The sequence below is a fragment of the Gemmatimonadaceae bacterium genome, from assembly GCA_036496605.1.
GTDB lineage: Bacteria > Gemmatimonadota > Gemmatimonadetes > Gemmatimonadales > Gemmatimonadaceae > AG2.
The window spans coordinates 114,123-137,092 of sequence record DASXKV010000032.1; the positions used below are offsets into that span (position 1 = coordinate 114,123).

The window sequence follows — 22,970 nt, forward strand, 5'->3', positions numbered from 1 at the left end:
TACCGTGTGACCGCACTGGCCCTTCACAAATCCGATGAGCTCACCGTCCTGCTGATCGCGGAGGGCGACGACCGCGCGTCGTTCCTGAACGCGCAGCTCGCCATGATCTTTCCACGAGTGACGGTGCATATCGTCGATCAACACGCGCTCGCGGAGGGTCGACTCCCGCCAGCCGACATCGCACTGATCGACGGCGGCGCAGTAGTCCGTGGTGCGGCGGACTCGTTGCGATTGTTGCGAGGGCATGGTTTCACGCGACCGATCGTTCTCGTAACGCCAGTGCCTGACGACTCCAGCCTGCACTCGACGGCGGCGGCCTTGGGTGCCACGCGTTTACCGCGTGACGACGCGAACCCGATTTCATTGGGCACCGCATTGGCGAGCGCACTCGACATCGACGTGAATCAATCCGCGGCGCTGATCCAGCTGCGCCGGACATTCGCCGCGGGACAGATGGCCCTGTCCCTTCAGCACGGCATCAACAATCCGCTCGCCGCACTTCTCGCGGAAGCGCAGCTGATGCAACTCGAGGAACTAACGAGCGAGCAACGTGCTTCAGTAGACCGGATGGTGGAGCTGTGCCGTCGCATCGTGACACTCGTGCGGCGACTGGACGTATTGGGAGGCAGCGCAACGTGACGGGGCGCACTACCGGAGATGGATTGGATTGCCGGGATTGCGCGATGTTCGGGGTGCGGCACGAAGTTCGCAGCGCATTGTTCGTGGCAGGGTATTAACTTCAGGGTTGCGCGACATCGAGTAAGTGGCGATACTCGTAGGCGTCCGCCGGTACGACTGCGACGTCGTCCGCTCGGTCGCTCCGATTTGGCGTGGCAGACTGGGTCCGCGCTCGAGCGATTCTCCGGTTGGTTGACGCGCCGCGCCGCATGACGATAGCCGGCACCGCCGTGAGCCAACTTCGCTCTTAGCGGCTAAAGGCAAAGCAAGCGTCGCATCGATCCCGCCACATTGCGTCGATTCCGCACTGCGAGTCCATACAGGATTCAGAGCGGTTCCGGCTGCGCGCTCTGCGCGATGTCGCGCAGCGTTGACACACCAGCTTGACCTCGAGTTTCCGCAGTTTTGCAGTCGGCCCTCAGTCATGGGCGAGCAGGCGGAGTATTCACCTTTACTCAACAACAGCAGCATGAACGAACGTCGACGCCCCCCTCGTCGCGGCCGCGCACAGCGCCCGCACGATCGTCCTGCCGCCGAAGCATCCGGCGAGCCGAATCCCTATCGCGACGAGCCAGTCGATACCAGCCCGGATGATGCTCCGTCCTCGAGCTCCAGCGGCGGCCCGAATGATGACACGTCGATACCTCACGTCGTGACCACGGCCGTCGATACGGCCCAACCACGTGACATGGAGCCGAACGACGCACCGCCGATGCCCTTGGCCTCGCCAACGCGCGAGCCGGGCTCCGACTCGCATGAGGCTCCTGAAGACACCTCGATCAACCGATCCGAGGCTCCGCGAGCCGATAGCTATTCCGGCGGCGAGAACGTCAACGAAGACGGCGCGGTTGGAAACAACACGATCACAAACGGCGGATCACCCCAGTCGATGGGGCAGAACTACGGTTCGCCGAATCCTTCTCGACATGAGGGCTCGTATCCGCCGCGCGAACACCGCAATGGCCGTCGCCGCCGCCGCGGGCGAGATCGTGGACCGCGTCGCGATCATCCGCAGCAGCAACAGGCACAGGTTACGCTCGTACCGAGCGGCGACACGAAAGGATGGTTCGAGCCATCGCGCGACGGCGGCTTCGTGCGCCGGGCCGGTAACAGCTATCTCGCGGAAGCCGGCGATGCGTGGATTCCGCCGACGCTCGTCCGCCAGCTTGGTATTCGCAAAAGTGATTTGATCGACGCCACCGTTGGTCGTGACCAGCGCGGACGTCTCACGGTCATCGAGATTCGCTCCATCAATGAGAACGACCCCGCCACGGCCGCTCGCCGCGCCGAGTTCAACTCTCTTCCCGCTTCGTATCCCGAACGCAAGCTCACGCTGGAGACTGGGCGATCGGCGCGCGGCGGTGCCGAGCTGATTCGCCGTGCAATCGATCTGATCGCGCCAATCGGTTATGGCCAGCGAGCGCTCATCGTCGCACCCTCGAGAGCTGGCAAGACGACGCTGCTCCACGGCATCACAGAGGGTGTCGCGCTCAACCATCCGAATGCGTCGCTGATCATTCTGCTCGTCGACGAGCGCCCGGAAGAAGTGAGCGAAGCCATCTCGTGGGGCGTCGGCGAGGTCGTCGCATCGAGCTTCGATCAGCCGGCCGAGCGACACGTCGAGGTGACGGAAATGGTGCTCGAGCGGGCGCGGCGTCTTGTCGAGATCGGCAAAGACGTCGTCATCGTTCTCGATTCGCTCACCCGCATGGCGCGCGCGCACAATACCGCCGAGCGCGGGACGGGGCGCACACTTTCTGGTGGTCTGGACGCCACCGCCATGGCAAAGCCGAAGGCGTTCTTTGGTTCGGCGCGGGCGATTCCTGCATCGGCGGGAGGCGGGTCGTTGACCATCATCGCCACGGCACTCGTCGAGACCGGATCACGAATGGACGACGTGATCTTCGAGGAGTTCAAGGGAACGGGTAACTGCGAGATCAAGCTCGATCGACCGCTCGCCGAGAAGCGCATTTATCCCGCGATCGACATTGGGACGAGCGGCACGCGGCGCGAGGAAAAGCTCTTCCGCCCGGAGCAACTCGACAGTGTGTACACCCTTCGCCGGGGGCTCAGTCAGATGCCGCCACAATCGGCAATGGAGTGGCTGATCAAGCGAATCGGCGGCACGCCGTCCAACGACGCGTTGCTCGCTGGCTTGTAAGGACTTCGGCGCGTTGGAAAGAGGGCCGCGGCGCGAAGAGCGCCGCGGCCTTTTTGCTGCGGGCGCGAGCTTTGCTTGTCTCCTCCGCCGTCATGAGGTTACCGCATTTCTCCCGCGCCCCGTCCGCGTGCGGCTCGCCGTGGCACTGGATAGCCGTGCTGCTTCTCGCCGTGGGCGCTCGGCTGTCGTCCGCGCAGTCAACGACGCCACAAAAGACCTCCTCACCCGAGGTCCTCAAGCTGAGCGTCACCGGCGTGAAGCATGTCGATCCGCATTATCTCCTGAAGAGCATCTCGACGCAGGCCTCGAGATGCAACAGCCCACTGCTCCTGCCGTTCTGCCTCGTGAGCAAGTCGCCGATCTTCGTCGAGAAGCATTATCTCGATCGGCAGGAGTTCGAGCGGGATGTGCTCAGGATTCGCGTCTACTATTGGCGAGCCGGATATCGTGAGACAACGGTCGACACGTCCGTGACGCCGCACGGCAAAGGCGTCTACGTCACGTTCCGCGTCCACGAGGGCGAGCCAACGATCGTCAGCGCTCTGCGCATCGACTATGACACGACGCTAATCAGCACCAAGCAGCGCAACAGACTTGCGATCCTTCGCGTCGGTCAGCCGTTGAACGTCGCGGTGCTCGACACGATGCGGCTCAACTTTCAGAGCCAGATGTGGCAGCGCGGTTATGCGGATGCGATCGTCGATACGGCCGTCAGTGTCAACGATTCGACGCGTCGCGCCGCGGTTGCGCTTCGCGTCTTCTCGAACTGGCCGACGACCGTCGGCAGCATTCAGGTGCTCGGCAATCAGCGCGTCGCGACGCAGACAATTCTGAACATGCTGTTGCTGCGTCCGGGGCGTCCGTTCAATCGCGACGACATGCTCGAGAGCCAGCGAACGCTCTACACGTCGAGCATGTTCCGTCTCGCGAGCATTCTACCGCCGACGGGCGACAGCGTGAAGCACATCGAGATTCAAGTCGTCGAGGCGCCGCTGCACGATGCGCGCCTTGGCGCTGGTTTCGACAATGTGAATTACGCACGGCTCGAGGCGAGCTACAGCGCGCACAACTTGTTGGGCGGCGCGCGCCGGTTCGATGTGACGGGAAGTGTCGGCAACCTGTTCGCGACTACGGGTATCTTCTCGCCCAAGATGAACGACATCGAGAACCTCTTCGGGTCGAAGGACATCTTTCTGCAGCCGACATGGGGAGCAAGCGTCGATTTCCTTCAGCCGGCGTTCATGCGACGCCCGGAGAATCAGGCTGGATTCGGCGTCTTCGCGCACCGCCGCTCGGAGCCCGGAATTTTCATCGACCGCGGTTACGGCGCGACCGCAACCTTCACGCGACAATTGGCGGCGCGCCTCCCGGCGAGCCTTACGTATCGTTACGAGGTCACGCGAGTAGAGGCAGGCGACATCTATTTCTGCGTGAACTACGGCGTCTGCGATACGCAGACTATCGCGACGTTGCGCAGTCACCAGAGCCTCTCGCCACTGACGTTCACGACGTTCATCGATCGAAGCGATCAGCCCTTTACGCCGACAAAGGGTTACGTCGCGCGAATCGATCTTCAGAGCGCCACGCGATACACCCTGTCCGATTATCGCTATAATCGCGCGCTCGTCGATGCGGCGGCGTACTGGCATCCGAGTCTGCGCCACGAGGTGGTGGCGAGTCACCTGCGCCTCGGCATCGTGCGTGCGATGGCGAGCTCCACGGGCGACACCGTACTCCATCCTCGAACGCGATTCTACGCCGGCGGGGCGATGTCGGTGCGCGGCTACGGCGAAAATCAGCTCGGCCCGCGCGTGCTGACGATCAGCGATAGCAGCTTACGGTATTCAACGGATCCCAAGAGCGGCGCCGTCACCGTGCTCTGCCCGTTGAGTACTCCCATAACTGCCTGTGACCCGAACAAAGTCGGCTCGAACGGCGTCTTCGTCCCGCGACCAACCGGCGGCACTTCCGTCATCGAGGGAAGCGTCGAGCTTCGTGTTCCGCTCATGCATCGGCTCGATGGCGCGGTCTTCGTCGACGCGGCGTTGGTCGGCAATGGCAGGTTGCAGGGATTCGGCGACATCGCGTCAATCACCAGTTTCGCGAAGGGCACCGGCGCGATTACGCCCGGCGCCGGCATTCGGTACAACTCTCCTGTGGGGCCGATTCGTGTCGACATCGGCTACAACCCGCAACTCACCGAGAATCTCCCCGTCGTCACGAACGACATCGTGAACGGCGTACCAAAGCTGGTTGCGCTGCAGTCGGATCGGACATGGACCGAGGGCCGCAACACCTTCCTCGGACATCTCGTGCTTCACCTCTCGATCGGGCAGGCGTACTGATGCCTTCAGCTCTCGGTCGCCTCGGTCGCGTTTTGCTCGGCATCTTCACGGTGGTGTTGGGCATCGTGGCGCTCGTTGGGATTGTCGTCGTCGTACTCACTTCCACCGATTGGGGACACGAGCGCGTGCGGCGCCTCGCGCTGTCGCAGTTGCAGCGCCGTGTGCACGGCCGCGTCAGCATTGGTCAGCTGTCGGGCAATTTGATTTCTGGCCTAACGGTTCACGATCTCGCGATCAGTGATAGCAGCGGTGAGCCGTTTCTGGCCGCCCAAGAGGCGAGCGCTCGCTATGCACTGGGTGCTTTGATCGGCAAGAAGATCTGGCTGACCGACGTGCGACTCACGCGGCCACTGGTCGTGCTCGACCGTCCGCCGGGCGGAAAATGGAACTATCAGCGGATCTTCGCGTCCGACACGACACAGCCAGCGTCGACCACGCCGGGCTTCGGAAGCTGGATTCGGCTGGAGAACGTGACCGTCGTCGATGGCGACCTCGTCGTACGCACTCCGTGGTCGCCGGGCACGAAGCTCTCGCCGGCTGCGCGCGACTCGGCAGTTCGGGACGCGCTCTCCGGCAGGGGGCGCGCGATGGTCGTCGAGGCACCGCATGCCTATGCTGGCGCACCACCGTTTCAGAAGCTGGTGGAGCTGCGCTCGATCAACGCCACCTTCCCGATGCTGCGACTCGCCGATCCCAGTCAGAAGAGTCGTTATGCGGAAATCGCGTCGTTGCAGATGACGGCGCTTCCGTTCCGGCCGCCGGCGGCGGTCGTGACGGAGATGCGTGGCAGCTTTCAGTTCGACAACGACTCGCTGTGGTGGAAGGGCATTCGCGCTTCGATGCCAGCATCGCACGTGAGCGGCGATGGCAGCTACGCATTCAGTTCTGGTGACATGATGTTGTCGGTGCGTGGCGCACCGGCGGCACTCAACGACTTGCGTTGGCTCTATCCGCGCTTGCCGTCGGAGGGCGGCGGCAACCTGGACTTCGCGCTGAGCTGGCGTGGTGGCGTGGACGATTACACAGCGCGCAATGCGGACATCGCGTTAGGCAGCGCGAGGGTGCGCGGCGACTTCGGCCTCACGCTTTCCGACACGTTCGCGCTGCACGACACGAATCTGCGCTTTGCGAATCTCGACACCCGGCTTGCGGAGCAACTGATCGCCGGCTTCAAGTCGCCGCGACGCGGCTCGTTCACGGGACGCGCGGTGGTGAACGGCGGCGAGCACGACTTGCATGTCGACGGTGACGTCGCATTCGCGGACGCCACGACGGGGACGAGTCAGTTGGCTGCTGTCGGCGTGATTGGCTTCGAGCCCAACGGCATGCGCGCGAACAACCTGCGGCTGCGAATGCATCCAATGCAGGTGGAGCTCGTGAAGGGGCTCGCCGGTCCAAAATTTCAGCTTCCGCTCTCCGGCATCGTTACCGGAACGGCAGTCGTCTCGGGCGATACGAAGTCGCAGCTTGCGGGCAACGTCGATATCGCACATGAGGATCGAGGCAACTACTCGCAGCTGACCGGTACGGCAGCGGTGCGCTTGCCGACTGGCGGCGCGGCGCCGTGGCTCGATGTGAATGTCGTCGCGCGGCCCGTGTCCCTCGCCGAGGTCGGCCGCTTCGTGCCGTCGGTTGGGCTGCAGGGTCGCGCGGTGGGTCCAATTCGTCTGACCGGATCGCTCTCGAATCTGGCTGTTGCGTCTGACCTGCGACTTCCCGACGGCGGCCAGCTCTCGGCTCGTGGAACCGTTGGCCTGACGGGCGCACAGCACTACGATCTCGCGTTGGGCCTGAAGATTTTCAATCTGCGCACGGTGCTCGCGAATGGACCCGTGACGTCGTTGACGATGACCGCATCGGCACGCGGTGCCGGGTTCAAACCGGCGACAATGAACGCGACGTTCGCGGCGGATCTCGCCACGTCGAAGTGGGACAGCCTCGCCGTCGACAGTGGCAGCGTACGGATCGCAATCGCGAGTGGGGTCGCGACGGTCCAGAAGCTGAACCTCAGCGGCGCGAACACGCTCGTGTCGGCAAATGGATCGTTCGGGCTCGTCGCAACGCGCACCGGGACGTTGAACTATCACATCGCCGTCGACTCGTTGGGTGCCTTGGATCGAGTCCTTCCGCATACCGCGCCCGACACAGGCTCGATCCGGCCGCGGCCGGCGGCGATCGCGCGCGCCGTTAGGCGCGGCCGGGCCGATTCGGCGCGCATCGCGCGGCGAACGGAGATCGAGCGACTCGCGACGGGCCGGGCGATGCCGCGTCTCGTCGTGGACACACCGAAGGCGACGCCGATCACTCTGAAAGGAAAACTGTTCGCGGCGGGTACGCTGAGCGGCAACATCACGAACTTCGACACTCGAGGCAAGCTCGGCGCCGCCGACATCAATGTTCATGGCAATGCGGCGCGAATGCTCATCGGCGAGTACGCGTGGACGAATGCGCGGACGTCTGCCTCGACGATCGCGCTTGCGGTGCGCGGCGACTCGATCAGCGCGACAGGCTTTCAGTTCGACAGCCTCGCCGCGAATCTGAGCTATCACGCACAGAACGGCGGCGGTCGCGTCGAGGTGCTCGTGCGCCAGGGCGATCAGCGTGACTATGGCCTCAAGGGTGACTATGTAGTCAATTCGAACTTGCGCGAGCTGCGCCTAGCGGACATGCAGCTGCGCTTCGACACGACGACATGGCAGTCGACGCATCCCGCGACCATCGAATCTCGCGCCGCTGGAATCAGCGTTCAGAATCTCGAATTGCGGAGTGGCTCAACGAGCCGGATCTACGCGAATGGGCTATTGCCGTCGAATGGCAGTGCAAACTTCGAGGTGGCGATCGACAACTTCCCCGTCGGCGACTTGTTGGACATTCTGCAGAGCGACGTGGATTTAAAGGGACTCGTGTCGCTACACGGGACGATGCAAGGAACCCTGGCATCGCCGAGAATGCGTGGCGCGTTAGGCGTCGTGCACGGCGTCTACAAGGGCGATACGGTTCCCGACTTGCGTGGGACATTCGGTTACGCCAATCGATCGTTCAGCGGCCAACTCGATCTGCTGCACCGTGCCCGTACGCCGATGGCGACCGTAACGGCGAATCTGCCGCTCAACCTCGCGTTGTCAGGTACGACGAGCCCGCGGCTCCTGCGCCAACCGCTCGCCGTCGACCTCACCGCTGACAGCCTGCCGCTGGAGCTCATTCCGGCATTCACCGGCGTCGTGAGCGAAGTGCACGGCGTGGCAGCGGGCCAGATTGCAATGCGCGGAACCTTCGACCGACCCTCGCTCACGGGAACCTTCCGGTTGAAGAAGGGGATAGTGCGCGTCGCGTCGACGGGTATGTATGTGGATAACCTCACCGCCGCATTGAGCATGGCGAACGACACCGTGCGGGTCGATACGCTGACTGGAAGAACCGGTCGTGGTACGATCGCGGTGACGGGAGGCTTGGCTGTCGGCGACTGGCGCGATCCGGCGTTCAATCTCGCGCTCGAGGCGCATAACGCAGAGGTTCTCAACAACGATCGCGGGCGTCTGAACGCCGATGCGAACATGCGCTTCACGGGACCATTGAATCGGCCGTATCTCAATGGGCGCGTGCAGGTCACGAGCGGCGTCATGGAATTCGCGACTGACAATCGCAGCGTGATCAGCGCCGGTGATCCAGATTTGTTCAACGTCGCGGACACCGCGCTCATAGCCGACAAGCAGCTCTTTCCCGCGCAGTCGCCGATCCTTCAGAACATGCGCATCGACGTCGCGGTCGGCATCAATCACAACACCTGGGTGCGCACGACGGACGCGAACGTCGAGATCTACACCGACTATCCGGTCGAGGTCCATGTCTCGCACTCGGCGCTCGCGCTCACCGGAGCGGTCGGCACCGATCGCGGCGACTACACGTTCCTCAGCAAGCGCTTCACGATTACGCGCGGCTCAGCGACGTTCGTCGGCACGCCCGATCTCAATCCGACATTGCAAGCAACAGGCGAATATCAGGTGCAGCTGACGAACGCGCCCGCGCTGAACATCCAGGTTCTCATTGGCGGCACGCTCAAGGCGCCAAAAGTTACGTTGCAGAGCGACGCACAGCCTCCGAAGACGCAGTCGGAGCTCCTGACGCTCCTCGCCTTCGGCGGCCCGACGACGAACTTGCTGGAGCCGGAGGGCTCCAGTCTCGGCGGTGCGGGCCAACCGGGGGGCGTCGTCGGTCAGAGCGCCCAGGTCGCAATGACTCGTCTCGAGGGCGTTGCCCTTGGCGTCTTGTTCGAGCAGCTGCAATCGCGCGCGGGGAAGGCGTTAGGCGCAGATCAGTTCTATATCTCGCCTGGAGATACGCCCGAGCTCCAGACAGGCCAGCAGGGGTGGAGCAATTTCATCAAGAGCACGCGCGTCGAGGCGGGGAAATACATCAACCCGAATACCTTTGTCAGCGTGCAGCTCTACAACAACTATCCCGGCGTTCGGCTCGAGTATCGCGCGAGCAAGGGGTGGTTGTACTCGGCGTACACGGCGCCGCAGGCGCTCCTCCTCGAACCGACGCTCGAGGCGCAGAATTCGTACTCAAAGCAGGCGTACGGCGCGTTGATCATCCGACAGTGGAGATTCTGAGGGGGCTGGGCTGGAGAACAGGGCTAGGGAGTCCAACCCCTAGCCCCTATTCTCTAGCCCATCGCCTCTCCCAGTTCCTGGTACAGCATCGCTACCGCGCGCAACCCGCGCGTGAAATTCTCCTCGCTCATCCACTCGTTAGGTGCATGGGCGTTCTCGCCGGGAAGACCAAAGCCCATCAGCAGCACTGGGGTGTTGAGGATACGCTGAAAATCGCCGACGACGGGAATCGAGCCTCCTTCGCCAGTGATCACCGGCTCGCGGCCGAAGGCGGCAGCGAGAGCACGTCGCGCGGCGTCGAAGAGCGGACCATCCAGATTCGCTCGCCAGGGTCGTCCCCCGTGAAGATGGATCACCGTGACCTTCACTTCCTTCGGCGCCACGCGCTCGACGTGCGCGCGCATCAATCGCTCGATCTCCAGCGGATCCTGATCGGGCACGAGCCGGCAGCTCACCTTCGCCATTGCCTTCGCCGGCAGCACGGTCTTCGCGCCCTCTCCCGTATAGCCGCTCAGTAACCCGTTGACTTCACACGTCGGTCGCATCCACAGGCGCTCGAGGACCGAGAATCCCGCCTCGCCGCCTAACGCCGGCGCACCTGTCTCATCCCGGAAATGTCCTTCGTCGAAGGGAAGCGTGCGAATCTTGCGGCGCGCGGCATCACCCCAATCGATGACCTTGTCGTAGAAGCCGTCGATCGCAATATGGCCCTTGCTGTCGTGCATCGTCGCGAGAATGCGCGCGAGCGCCATCGCCGGATTCACGACCGCACCGCCGTAGCTGCCGGAGTGGAGATCGGTCGACGGGCCCTGGACGTCGATCTGAAAGTAGGCGAGACCGCGAAGCGATGAGAGAATCGACGGAAGCCCCGGCGCGAACATCGATGAATCGGAGATGACGACGGCGTCGGCGCGCAGCAGATCGGCGTTCGATTCGACGAAGTCCGGGAGATGCTCGCTGCCGACTTCCTCCTCCCCCTCCGCGAGAACCACGACGTTCACGGGCAACGTCCCGCGAGTGCGCAATAACGCTTCGAGCGCCTTGACGTGCAGGAAGAGTTGTCCTTTGTCGTCGACGGATCCGCGCGCGAAGATCTTTCCCGACCGAACCGTGGGCTCGAACGGAGGGCTTTCCCAGAGCTCGAGCGGCTCCGCCGGCTGTACATCGTAGTGGCCGTAGGCGAGGACCGTCGGCGTGTCGGGTCCGGCGCCGCGCCATTCGCCGACGACGACGGGATGCCCTGCCGTCGGATGCACGGCGGCCTTCAATCCTGCGTCGCGCATGCTTCGAGCCACCCACTCGGCGGCTCGTGCGGTATCCTCGTTATGCTCCGAGCGCGCGCTGACGCTGGGAATCCGCAGCAGCTCGAAGAGCTCGTTCCGTATGCGTGCTTCGTTCTTCGTGAAGAACTGATCCAAATCGGCGGGAACCATGGACGAGAGTAGGGGCGAGGGGCTAAGGCCTGAGTGACAGTGTTAGCTGATAGGTGCCAGATGCCGAGAGAAATCGCTAGTCCCCAGTCACTGTCTAGCGCTCTCGTGCTTCTCATCGCGCACACCGAGGTAGGAGAGATACAGGCGCGCCATCTCATCTCCCAGATTTGGTCCGATCAACTGTCGGTGTTCAGGCCAGACCTCGCCGAAGACGGTCGTCTCTCGTAAGGCGCCGAAGAACATCATGAAGCCGAGTGCGATGGCGCGTTCGGGATCGGGATGCGTCACTTCCGCTCGTCGACTGGGATCGAGCAGGAGCGCACGGAGCCGTTCGATGTTCTGGGCGTTGACCTGGCGACCCGTCGCCTGAAGGACCGGATCGACGCGCGCCCGCAGAAAGACGCTCCTCGCAACGCCGCGCTTGGCGGCATACACCGCCACGGCGGTGCGCGCGAACTCGGTGAGAATTTGCGAAACTGACGCGCCGCGCCAATGCTCGGGGTCGAGTAGTTCGTCGGCCCGCTCCTTCATCTGCTTGAAGAAGCGTTCGTCGAGTAGATGCAGCAGCGCGTCTTTGTCGGGAAAGCGCCGATAGAAGGCGCCGACCGTGACTCCCGCGCGGTCCATGATCTCGGCGAGCGTTGCCTCGGTGAAGCTCTTTTCCTCGAGCACGCGCTCCGCAGCGTCGAGAATCCGGTCGAGCGTCTCCTGACTGCGCGTCTGCTGCGGAGGTCGGAATCTCGGAATTGTCATCGCACGAGCCTCCACTGGCCATCGGTGCGGTGCGATACCCCGGTGAGGGAATCGCGTCGACTCTAACAAGCAGTCTGCCGCGCCAACTTGCAAGGATGCTCACGCATTTGGCCTGGAATCCCTTACGGCAATGCCCGCCGCCTATCTGCGTGCCGGCCAACCCCCCGTCCACCCTCGCAGGATCCAGAGACGACGCTGCGTCACCAGGCCGTGGCGGTTTCGCATATCTACAAGGCTGTCGCGGCCGATGGTGCGAAAGAATGGTGCAAGCTGCGCCACGATCGGATGCGTGTCCACGGTCTCGTCGAGTGCGACGACGAGATTGTCTCCCGCGCGCGCCGTCTCGGCGAAGCCCGGCCACAGATCGTACTGGTTGCTCCGCCCGCCAAGATTCAGCGAGAACGTGGTCACATGGTTTGGTGTGTAGAACGCAAGCTCGGCGGCATCCATGTAGCGGTCCGCGGCAAGCCATGTGCGACCTCGTGACCCGGATGCAGTCTGCTGCGCAATGAGCGAGGCCGCAGCGGCGAGCTCGTGCCAGCCCGCCGAACGCGCTACCGGATCCTTTCGCGGAGGAATGGGAAGGATCTCGAACGCGGCGTGGAGGTAAACCAGTGCTGAAACGGCCATAGCAAGCCACAAACCCGCCCGGAACCATTTCACCAGCACTGGCGACATCGGCAATGCGGCGAGAAGGGGAATGGCTGCGATGTAAGCGGGTGCAGGCCAGTTCGCCTCGACCCGTTGACGCGTTGCACTGTAGCAGAAGAACAGGAAGGTGAACGCTGTCACGACCGCGAGTACATACGTCACATCAGACACCGAGCGGCGCAGCCCGCGGACAACGGCCAAGCCAAGCAGCACGAAGAGAATCGGCGAGACGAGTCCGGCCTGACCGCCGATCATGTCGCCGAGACGCTTGAGTGGCGCGAATACGTCGCGATGGGTGGGCGCCGCCAAGCCATGATGGATCTGAAACCCGAACGACGCCCACTCGTGACTCGCGTTCCAGAGCAGCACGGGAAGAAACACAATCGTAGCGACGACGCAGGCGACGTACGGTCCTGAATCGCGCAATCGCTGACGCAAGCTCGCGCGAGACAGAACAGCCAGCGTGACACCGATCGGCATGAGAATCGACGTGTACTTCGAGCTGAACGCGAAGCCGAGAGCGATTCCTGTCGCGATCCACCAGCCGAGCGACGCTCGGGATGCCCGTGGGGCCTGGAGTGCGCGTACGAGCGTGTACATGCCAACGGCGCTCGTCGCGAGGAGCGGCGAGTCCGGCGTGGCGAGGACGAGACCAGCCGCAGCGAGTGGCATACACGTTATGATTGCAGCGCCGCGGAGCGCGGAATCCTCGTCCCCGATTTGCCGCGCGATTCCTGCGCACGCGAGGGCGGCGACAAAACCCGCAAGTACTGGCAAAAGCCGCACGCCTAACGCGGTAGTACCGAGTAGTGCCGTGCCGCCGCGAATCAGGATCGGAATCCCAGGCGGATGATCGAAATATCCGGCGGCGAGGCGACGCGACCATTCCCAGTAGTAGGCTTCGTCTCCGAAAAGCGGAATCAGACCGGCGAAGACGAGACGGACGACGGCACCGGCGACGAGCACGCCGATGATGAGTGTTCGCCGGGATGTCAGACCCAGGGGGTCGCGAACGCCCGTCAAACGACTCGTCTGAGCCGGTGTCGCCGTCGCCATGCCGTTGTTAGGCTTGCCGTCAACACGACCGCCCACACCCAGATGACCCACATGATCCGCTCGTCAACCGAAAGCGTCGTCAACATTCCCCAGGTCACCAGCGGGAGAGTGAGCGCGACGCCGAACACGTTGCTGCCATTCAGCTCACCGGCGACGCGCCGCTCCACGACGCGCGTGGCATCGTGGCCGAGCCGCAGCGCGCTCTCGATCGCCGACTCGAGCGAGTCTGTGCGCATCCCGCGCCAGCCCGGAATGATGAGCAGTGTCCATCCAGGGGCGGTTTTCCCCCAGCCGTGATTATCGCTTCCCGCCACCATCGCGAGATGCAGACTATCCGCCAGGTGCACGATCCGCGATCGCATGATGCGCGTTTGATCGAGACCGCGCGGCGAGCCGTCCACGACCTCGATCGCACGCGCTCCAGCCGTTCCCGGACCTCTGGCAGCAACGACGTTGTTCAAGTTGGCCGGCAGCGTCTCGATGACGATCGGCTCGTGGTTGCGAATGAGACTCGCGAGCGCCAGCGCTTGCTCGTCGACGTCGCGAAGATCGGCGGACGTGAGCCCCTTGTAGAAGCGATTGGCTCCGAGAATGTTGACGTGCTCACTCCGCCATCCAGCCTCGAGTGACTGCAGCAGCATCGTGCCTTGTCCTGCTTCGGCAGGATTGTCGGCGATGCCGAGCTCCGCGCCATGAACCGTGCGATGATCCGAGATGTATGCGGCATCGAATCCGGCGGCGCGATGCCAAGCGCGTACGTCGGCCGGATCCCAACCGGGACGTCCGTCGTGAGAATATCGCGTATGCGAGTGAAAGTCGACCGCAAGCAGTACGTCGGACGCCTCGAGCGCCAGCGACGCCATGGGCCGGGGAAGGACAAGGGCAGCGGCGTAACTCAGAACGACGACGAGCAGAAAAATCGCGCCGTGAGTCGCCTCGCTCGCGACGCGCGTGCGACGCGTCTTCGGCGCCTGCTCCGGATTCGGTTGGCGACGAATCCGCCACGTCCTGATCGCGATGTAGAGAACCATCAGCGAGAGAACCACGGCAATGTGCTGACGAGCGCCGAGCAGCGTGAGCGTGTCGAGTATCGCCGAGATCGGCGCGATGGCGAGGTAGCCGACTGAATGCTCGAGACGAGCCTCGGTTACCGCACCGAGTGAGACCGCGTCGCGAATGGGATCTACGGCGAACGCGGCGGTGAGAAGCACGAGGAAAGTCGCGACTACGCCGGACCATGGAACGCGCTGATAGATCGGCGCCGGTGGGGCCGCGGGCAACGGTTCGAGCCGCGCCGCAGAGTGTTTGCGCGAACGATGTCGGGAAGATTGAGCCACGAAACGGGAGGTGAGCGAGAGGGCGGTGAGGCACGCCGCCGTCGAGGCATGTAACCTTCTCTCAGTACGCCTCCGCGACAAGCGGTGTCGCAAAGATCATCCGGAATTTGCCCATGGCAAATCGGCTTGCAAACGAAACCAGTCCATATCTGCTGCAGCACGCCGGGAATCCCGTGGACTGGTATCCGTGGGGCGACGACGCGCTGCTTCGCGCACGGACTGAGGACAAACCGATTCTGCTCAGCGTGGGCTACGCCGCCTGCCATTGGTGCCACGTCATGGAGCACGAGTCCTTCGAGGACGAGGCAACGGCCAGTTTGATGAATGAGAAGTTCATCAACATCAAGGTCGATCGCGAGGAGAGGCCGGACATCGACGGCATCTACATGCAAGCGGTGCAGGCCATGACCGGCCACGGCGGGTGGCCGATGACGGTATTTCTCACACCCGAGGGACTGCCGTTTTATGCCGGCACCTACTTTCCGGCCGACGACCGTCACGGCCTGCCCTCCTTCAGGCGCGTGATTTCAGCGGTGGGCGAGGCATATCAGAATCGCCGAGGAGACGTCGAGCGCACGACGACGCAGCTGCGTCAGTTCTTCGCGTCAACCACGCATCCGACGCGCAGCACGGGCGCTCTCACCTCTCTTTTGCTCGAGCGCGCCTATCGCGAGCTGGCCCGGGACTACGACCTGCGCAACGGCGGCTTCGGCGGCGCGCCGAAGTTCCCGCAGGCCATGGCACTCGATTCCCTCCTTCGTTATTGGGCTCGGACGCGTACCTCGCTCGCCCTCACGATTGCACAGGAGTCGTTTCGTGCAATGGCGCGCGGGGGCATCTTCGACCAATTGGGTGGCGGCTTCGCTCGTTATGCAGTGGACCAGGCGTGGCTCGTTCCCCATTTCGAGAAGATGCTGTACGACAACGCGCTGCTTGCCCGACTCGGAACACATCTCTGGCAGGCCACCAAGGATGCCGAGATCCGACGCGTTGTCGAGGAGACCCTCGATTGGGCGTTGCGCGAGATGGCTGCTCCAGACGGTGGATTCTTCTCGTCGCTGGACGCGGACAGTGAAGGCCACGAAGGCAAGTTCTACGTTTGGTCGGTCGAGGAAGTCAGCGCGTTGCTCGGTGCCGAAGCGGCCCTGGCGATCGAGTACTGGGGAGTAACCGCCGGCGGGAACTTCGAGGGGAAGAGCATTCTCCACGTACCTAACGAGCCAAGGGTCGTGGCCGCCCGTAACGGGATTACCGTCGACGAACTTCGCGCCCGCATCGCGAGTGCGGCCCACACGCTTCTGGCTGCGCGCGCATCGCGTGTTCGTCCTGGCTGCGACGACAAAACGCTCGCGTCATGGAACGGGCTGATGCTACGCGCCCTCGCCGAAGCCGCGCGCGCCTTCGACCGGATGTCGTACCGTGCCGAAGCGATTCGACACGGCGAGTATCTCTTCGGCTTGCTCGTACGCGACGGCCGCGTGTTTCGAACGGCGAAGCACGGCCGAGCGAAGATTTCCGGGTTTCTCGAGGATTATGCCGCGCTCGGCCTCGCGGCGCTCTCTCTCTACGAGCTCACCTTCGACGAGACCTGGCTCACCCGCGCGCACACTCTTGCCGAATCCGCGGTGCGCTGGTTCTGGGACGACGACACCGGCGCTTTCTTCGATACTGCCAGCGATCACGAGTCCCTCGTGACGCGCCCGCGCGACGTGACCGACAATGCAACGCCTTCGGGAACGTCGCTCGCCGCCGAGCTGCTCGCACGGCTCGCCGATCTGTTGCAAGACGAGTCGATGCGCCGCCGGGCGACGTATGTGCTCGAGACGATCGCCGAGCCTATGGTGCGGCAGCCGGCCGCCTTCGGACACGCATTAGGCGTCGCCGACCAGCTCGTCCGCGGCGCGATCGAGCTGGCGATCGTCGGTGATCCGGCGGCCGACGACTTCCGGTCGCTGAACCGCGCCGCGGCGGAGCGATACGTCCCGTCACTCGTCCTCGCGGGTGGACCGGTGCGCGACACCGAGACGATTCCGCTTCTCGCCGACCGGACGGCTGCGGGGGGACGCGCGACCGCCTACGTCTGCCGCCACTACACATGCGACGCGCCCGTGACGGACGCCGAGGCACTCTCGGCGCAGCTCGAAGCCGCCGCGAGCGCCTAACGTCTGTTCACGCGGTCCGGCGCGCGACGTCGGCCCTCGCGGCCTCGAGGACGGTACATGCGGCAACGAATGCGTCCTGGAGCGACGGTACCATCGGCGCCAGCACGTCGACCGACGCGCCAGCCGAGCCACGCCGCTCGATCGCGTCGGCGCACTTGCCTAACGGACCGGCGCCAAGATTGCCCGCGCTCGACTTGAGCGCGTGCGCGGCGGCGATAATCGCCGCCGCATTCCCGCTCGCGATCCCCTCTTCGGCCGCCGCGATTCGATCCCGCCCCTGAACGATGAAGAGATCGATGATCTGAAGCAGGAAATGCGAACCGAAGCGAGTGGCAAGCCGCTCGAGATGTGTTCGATCGACTGGATCGGCCATCGCCGCCTAACGGGGTAACCTATACCACGGGGTGAAGGTACCGTACTGCGCCGGATCGAAGGTAGCGTCGCTCAATGGGACGTCGATGCGCACATTCGCATAGACCTCGTGCAGGCTCGGCTTGCCGTCGCGGAGCCCCATGACCTCTTCGGAAACCCAGGCCTGCCCGTGCGGGACATACTTCATGAACCGGTACTCCACGTGACGTGGTCCGCTGGGCGTCGTGACCGTCTCCAGAAGCCTAACGAATAGCAATCGCTCGGCGTCAACCCAGAACTGCTTGCTCGCGCTGTCGCCCGGCGAAGCACCGACGATGAAGACCGGCCGCCCCTCCCATGTTCCTCGCGAAATCTTCGACAGGTCGATCCCCCGTCGCCGCAGAATGTCAGCCGTGCGATCCACAGGCTGTGTGTAAACGTCGAAGCCAAGGATGAGGAGCTCGTTCATGTCCGCGTTCGCGGCAGCGAGCTTGCCGTTGGCGAAGCGGTACACAGTGTCACCCGCATAGATCACCCCGCCGCGACTGGCCGTGTCGGTGTCGATGCGAAGGCGCCCCGGAAACTTTCCCGCTTCGAGCCACTGTTGAACGGAGGTCCCACCGTTTGCCAATGTGAGCGTCGTTGTCTGCGAGAAGGTCAACGTCTTGTACCAGACCGCCGAGTACTTGTCGTGCATCGCGCGAACGACGTCGGTACCGTTCGCCGGGTCGGTTCGCCTGCCCTGTGAGACCGTCGATGGCGATGGCGAAGTCGCGGCAGGCGAATGCGCGCAACCGAAAACGGCGATCGACAGAGCAAGGACTGCGCAACGAGCAAAGCAAGGTGTCATGGCTCGAGCCGGTATCCAGCCTTCCAGACCGTGAGAATATGCCGCGGCGCCGACGGATCGTCTTCGAGCTTCCGACGCAGCTCGGCAATATGAATGTCCACCGTTCGGGTCATGACTTCAACTCGGTGTCCCCAGACCTCCCGTAACAACTCGACACGCGACGCCACCGCTCCCCTTCTCCGGACCAGCGTCAGCAACAGGTCGAACTCCTTTGGGCTCAGCGCGACGAGCTGCCCGGCTTTCGTCACCGTGCGCGACGCCGGGTTGATCTCCACGTCCCCAAACCGCTCGACCGTCTCACTTCCGGCGTGTACCGCCCGATCCGACATGCGCGAACGACGAAGCAACGCACCCACGCGCGCGAGTAGTTCGAGCACACCGCACGGCTTCGTGACATAGTCGTCGGCGCCGAGCCGGAAGCCAAGAACCTTATCCGCTTCCTGACCGCGCGCTGTGAGGATGAGCACCGGCATCTCGAGGCCGTCGTCACGCAGACTTCGTAGCACGCGATAGCCGTCCATCCCCGGCAGCATGAGATCGAGAATCACGAGATCTGGAAGCCACTGCTTCGCCCTCGCGAGTCCGGTCTCGCCATCCTCGGCGACCGCCACCTCGTAGCCCTCGATCTCGAGTCCGGTGCGAAGACCGTAGGCGAGATCGGGATTGTCCTCGACGATGAGGATATTCCCCTGCTGCGTCAGCACCGACATTACTGTTCGCTTATGGCGGGAGCGTGCTCGCTCGTCGATGCCGGCTCCGGCGTCGACACAGTCGATGGCATGTCGAGGCGCGCCGGCAGTTCCACCACCACACGCGCGCCGCCGCCCGCACCGGCAGCCTCGATCCACGTTTCGCCGCCGTGAAGTGCGACAAGCTCGCGCACGACGGAGAGTCCGATCCCACTGCCACCCGTCGCTGATTCGACGTCGCGACCGAGCCGCACGTATGGCTCCCACACGCGATCACGATCGGCGATGGGGATGCCCGGACCCTGGTCCTCGACCCAAAATCGAACCCGCGCGCCCTCGCTTGCCGGCACGGCCGCACTCCCGACGGAGATGGTTTGGCCGGCGGGACCATACTTGGCCGCGTTGTCGAGCAAGTTGAGAACGATCTGTCGCAACGCATCGCGATCGGCCTTCACCGTAAGACCAGTCGCGGGACCGAGACGCACCAACGTGCGGCGCGACCGGACGAGCGGTGTGAACATCTCCACCGCGTCGCGCAGCTCGGTGTCGAGATCGAGCGATGCCGGCGTGATGCGATTCGCGCCTTTCTCGCCGCGCGAGAAGTTGAGCACATTCTCGACGAGGTACGTCAGCCGCCGCGCTTCCTGATCGATGATGCCCGCGGACCGGGCGCGCTCGTCATCGGAGCGGAGCTTACCGAGGTGTAACAGTTCGGCGAACCAGCGAATCTGCGCCAGCGGCGTGCGCAACTCGTGCGACACACCAGAAACGAACTCCGTTCTGAGTCGAGCCAATTCCTGCTGCCGATGGAGCTGTCGCCAAGCCACGCCGAGCAGGCCCGCGGTGAGCAGGAAGACGCCGGCAAGAAGCGGCAAGCGTGATCGCGGCAGGCCGCCGACGATCAACTGCGATGCCAACTCCGGACGCAAACCGACATGCATAACGAGTCGACCAAAGTTGGACTCGAGAGTGTCGGCCGCACGATAGCTCGACGGGAAGTATCCCGGCGATCGATAGATCTCGCTGCCATCGATCGTCGTCACCAAAATCGAGAGAATCGAATCAGGCGCCGTATCGCGCAGCAGTGACGGGGGAAGCAGCGCGCTCCGGCGATGAATCAAGCTGAGCGTCGGACTGAGGTACGTGCGCGGGTCGGTCGCGTATCCGTAGATCATGACTGGGTGCCCGGCCTTCGGCTCACGCACCACAACGAAGACGAGCAGCTGCGGCACCGACGTATCGCCTGTCGCGCGCACGCGCTTGGCGCCGGCGAAGATCATCCCATAGGCGTCGCTCGTCACCACCGCAGCCAACGGCCGCAGCGCGCCCAACCGGGAGTCGGGCGAACCGAACGTCGTTGGGCGCGGACCAGCTATCGGCGCCAACGTTTTCGCGTAGCTGACGAGCGTGTCGCGAGCCCATGCGATCGCGGCGTCCGGCAGATCGTTGGCCGTCGTTCTGAACGTTCCGTCCGACCAGTCGTAGCGGAAGAAATAATGAACACCGCCGAGGCACCGACACCACGGTTCGGTGATGGCGCGCGCGTCCGCCTCCGATTGCTCGGGCGACACGATCGTCTTCTCCGGCGCCTCGGGATCGAAGCGTGAGGCTTGCGCGCTGAGCGACGTGATGACCGTCGACAGCACGCTGCCCTTCGCCTGCTGCGTCAGCTGCCAGTCGGCAAATGACGCGTAGTCGTCGAGCGTCGACTCGGCGATGCGCTGCTGCGATCGCGCGGCATCCTGTGCCTGGTACACGAGAACGCCGACGAGAACGAGCGCGACGCCGAGAAGGACAATTGTGCCGAAGGAGCGGGAAGAAGAGCCGTGGGCGCGCATGCAGCACCTAAGGAAATGTCCAGCCGCGGGCTTGGAAAGCCCACCGGGTCGCCATTACCCATTCCTTACAGACGAGCTTTGCTCGCCTGTAAGCCTATTTTACGTCGCGCGCGTTGCTCGCGCTCCCGTTCGTACTCGTGAACCAAACGCTCACTCTCTACCCTCCACCGGCACAATGCCTTCGTTCGTTCGCGGAATATTTGCCGGCGCTCTGCACGACGAGTTGCTTTTTCCCTATCCGCCACCGCTCGAGCGACGCGACCCTGGAGAAGCGCGCGTCGTTCGTCGCCTCATCGACGATTTGCGCGGGATGCAGCGCTCTGGACTCATCGACTCCGCACGCTTCGATGAAGAGGAGACCATTGGTGAGGATGTCGTGCGGGCGCTCGCGCGCACGGGCTTCCTTGGACTGACGATTTCCAAGGAGTACGGGGGTCTCGGACTGTCGAGCACAGGGTACGCTCGCGTCTTCGGTGAGCTGTCTCGCACCGATGCCTCACTCGCAGTCCTCGTCGGCGTGCACTGCGGGCTCGGGTCCAAGGCAATTGTACTTTTTGGAAACCCAGAACAAAAGGCGCGATACCTCCCAATGCTCGCGCGGGGTGAGACGTTGGCTGCGTACGCGCTCACAGAGCCGGATACGGGGTCCGATGCGCAGCATATCAAAACAGCGGCTCGACTGACCGACGATGGATCGCATTGGACGTTGAATGGCCGCAAGCTCTGGATCGGCAATGGTCATCGGGCAGGCGTGATCGTCACCTTCGCGCAAACCGAAGTCGAGCGCGGTGGGAAGGTCGTCTCGCGTCCGACCGCATTCATCATTCGCCCCGACATGCCCGGATTTCATGTCGAGCGCATCATTCGCAAAATGGGAATACGCGGCTCCACGCAGGCGGAGCTCGTCTACGGCGATCTGCGCGTCCCAACCGATCACGTGCTTGGCGTCGTGGGGAAAGGCTTTGGCGTCGCCGTTCACGTGCTGAATGGCGGACGGCTTTCGCTTGCTGCCGGCTGCACCGCAGGCACGAAGCAGGTTGCGATCGAGATGGCGAGCTTTGCCGAGAATCGCGTGCAATTCGGTCGGCCGATCGCCGATTTCGAGATCACGCAACGCAAACTCGCACGCATCGCGTCCGACATCTACGCGGCGGACGCGATGCTCGGCATCCTTACTCAGCTCGCATCCGCGAAACCTGGATCGGAAGCAGACGACTGGTCGCTGGAGGCTGCCTGCTGCAAAGTCTTCACGAGCGACATGATCTGGCGCTCGGCCGACGATCTCGTGCAGATCGCAGGCGGTCGTGGATTCGTGAAGCCCTATCCGTACGAGCGCTGGCTCCGCGACTCCCGCATCAATCGCATATTCGAAGGCACGAACGAAATTCTACGATTGTTCATCGCGCTGAATGGCATTCAGGGCCCGGCAGAGCGATTGAAGGAGATCGGGTCGGCGCTCCGCAAGCCTGTGCGGAATCTCGGTCTCATCAGTGGTTTTGCCGCATCACGAATCCGGAGCGCGCTCGGCGCAACGCCGACGCTCGATGTTGCGCTGCACGAGCGGCTCGCGACGCACAAGCGGTACTTCGAGAAGCACGTCGCCGAGCTGCACACGATCACCGAGCGCGTCGTTCAGCACTATCGCGCCGAGATCGTCGAGCGCCAACAGGAATTGGAGCGCCTCGCCGGCATGGCAATCGAGCTCTTCGCCACCGGATGCGTGCTCGCACGGACGCAACGCATGATCGAGGAGCGAGGCATCGCCCTGTGCGAGCGGGAGATCGAGTTGTGCGATCTCTTCGTGGTTGAGTCCGGACGTCGCTTTCGGGCAAACCGGCAGGCCGTGCAGTCGCCTCAGGACGAGCTACGACGCGCCGTTGCACGCGCGGTGCGTGACGCCACTGGCTATTTCGTGACGGACGCGATTCTCGAGGCCGGCGTCAGCACACCCGACACCGAAACGGAGACGAGACCTCGACTCGTTTGAGATTGTCGCTGCTTCGCCTCGCGGCCGGATCGACTAGCTTTTGAGCACGCGACCTCGAGAACGCCC

At 63.7% G+C, this 22,970-nt stretch carries 14 protein-coding genes; 6 read left to right on the plus strand and 8 right to left on the minus strand.

Annotated elements, in window-relative coordinates; all coding sequences use genetic code 11:
- The first annotated feature begins 6 nt into the window (after window positions 1–6).
- The 4 genes from VGH98_11265 to VGH98_11280 all read left to right on the plus strand — a co-directional run bounded on the left by VGH98_11265 (window position 7) and on the right by VGH98_11280 (window position 9,797).
- Entirely contained in the window at window positions 7–639 is a 633-nt protein-coding gene (locus VGH98_11265; protein HEY2376543.1) for a histidine kinase dimerization/phospho-acceptor domain-containing protein, read from the plus strand.
- 691 nt (window positions 640–1,330) lie between these two features.
- Window positions 1,331–2,839 (plus strand): transcription termination factor Rho, encoded by a 1,509-nt coding sequence (gene rho / locus VGH98_11270; protein HEY2376544.1) that lies wholly within the window; start codon window positions 1,331–1,333, stop codon window positions 2,837–2,839.
- A 155-nt stretch (window positions 2,840–2,994) separates the two neighbouring features.
- Window positions 2,995–5,184 carry a BamA/TamA family outer membrane protein gene (locus VGH98_11275; protein ID HEY2376545.1) on the plus strand — a complete coding sequence of 730 codons (2,190 nt, stop codon included), beginning with the start codon at window positions 2,995–2,997 and terminating at the stop codon, window positions 5,182–5,184.
- Window positions 5,184–9,797 carry a translocation/assembly module TamB domain-containing protein gene (locus tag VGH98_11280; protein HEY2376546.1) on the plus strand — a complete coding sequence of 1,538 codons (4,614 nt, stop codon included), beginning with the start codon at window positions 5,184–5,186 and terminating at the stop codon, window positions 9,795–9,797. Before VGH98_11275 ends, VGH98_11280 begins: the two co-directional genes overlap by 1 nt.
- A gap of 53 nt (window positions 9,798–9,850) precedes the next feature.
- On the opposite strand, the gene VGH98_11285 is transcribed toward VGH98_11280, so the two are convergent.
- The 4 genes from VGH98_11285 to VGH98_11300 all read right to left on the minus strand — a co-directional run bounded on the left by VGH98_11285 (window position 9,851) and on the right by VGH98_11300 (window position 14,970).
- A complete protein-coding gene (locus VGH98_11285) occupies window positions 9,851–11,230 on the minus strand; it encodes a dipeptidase (protein ID HEY2376547.1) in 1,380 nt (459 codons plus the stop codon).
- A gap of 87 nt (window positions 11,231–11,317) precedes the next feature.
- A complete protein-coding gene (locus VGH98_11290) occupies window positions 11,318–11,983 on the minus strand; it encodes a TetR/AcrR family transcriptional regulator (GenBank protein ID HEY2376548.1) in 666 nt (221 codons plus the stop codon).
- 141 nt (window positions 11,984–12,124) lie between these two features.
- Window positions 12,125–13,726, minus strand: coding sequence for a glycosyltransferase family 39 protein (locus tag VGH98_11295; protein ID HEY2376549.1), 1,602 nt, complete (start codon window positions 13,724–13,726; stop codon window positions 12,125–12,127).
- Window positions 13,654–14,970: a hypothetical protein gene (locus VGH98_11300; GenBank protein ID HEY2376550.1), complete on the minus strand. Its 1,317-nt coding sequence runs from the start codon at window positions 14,968–14,970 to the stop codon at window positions 13,654–13,656. Before VGH98_11300 ends, VGH98_11295 begins: the two co-directional genes overlap by 73 nt.
- A gap of 170 nt (window positions 14,971–15,140) precedes the next feature.
- Between VGH98_11300 and VGH98_11305 the strand changes: the two genes are divergently transcribed.
- Window positions 15,141–17,189, plus strand: coding sequence for a thioredoxin domain-containing protein (locus VGH98_11305; GenBank protein HEY2376551.1), 2,049 nt, complete (start codon window positions 15,141–15,143; stop codon window positions 17,187–17,189).
- A 7-nt stretch (window positions 17,190–17,196) separates the two neighbouring features.
- Here VGH98_11305 and VGH98_11310 read toward each other — a convergent pair whose 3' ends face one another.
- From VGH98_11310 to VGH98_11325, 4 genes are read right to left on the minus strand one after another with little or no spacing between them, the layout of a single operon-like run.
- On the minus strand, window positions 17,197–17,562 hold the full coding sequence (locus VGH98_11310) for an Hpt domain-containing protein (GenBank protein ID HEY2376552.1): 366 nt from the start codon (window positions 17,560–17,562) through the stop codon (window positions 17,197–17,199).
- A gap of 6 nt (window positions 17,563–17,568) precedes the next feature.
- Entirely contained in the window at window positions 17,569–18,390 is an 822-nt protein-coding gene (locus VGH98_11315; protein HEY2376553.1) for a hypothetical protein, read from the minus strand.
- Window positions 18,387–19,100, minus strand: coding sequence for a response regulator transcription factor (locus tag VGH98_11320; protein HEY2376554.1), 714 nt, complete (start codon window positions 19,098–19,100; stop codon window positions 18,387–18,389). The genes VGH98_11315 and VGH98_11320 overlap by 4 nt, the downstream gene beginning before the upstream one ends.
- A complete protein-coding gene (locus tag VGH98_11325; GenBank protein ID HEY2376555.1) occupies window positions 19,100–20,917 on the minus strand; it encodes a HAMP domain-containing sensor histidine kinase in 1,818 nt (605 codons plus the stop codon). Before VGH98_11325 ends, VGH98_11320 begins: the two co-directional genes overlap by 1 nt.
- A gap of 175 nt (window positions 20,918–21,092) precedes the next feature.
- Between VGH98_11325 and VGH98_11330 the strand changes: the two genes are divergently transcribed.
- On the plus strand, window positions 21,093–22,904 hold the full coding sequence (locus VGH98_11330) for an acyl-CoA dehydrogenase family protein (protein HEY2376556.1): 1,812 nt from the start codon (window positions 21,093–21,095) through the stop codon (window positions 22,902–22,904).
- Window positions 22,905–22,970: the final 66 nt, after the last annotated feature.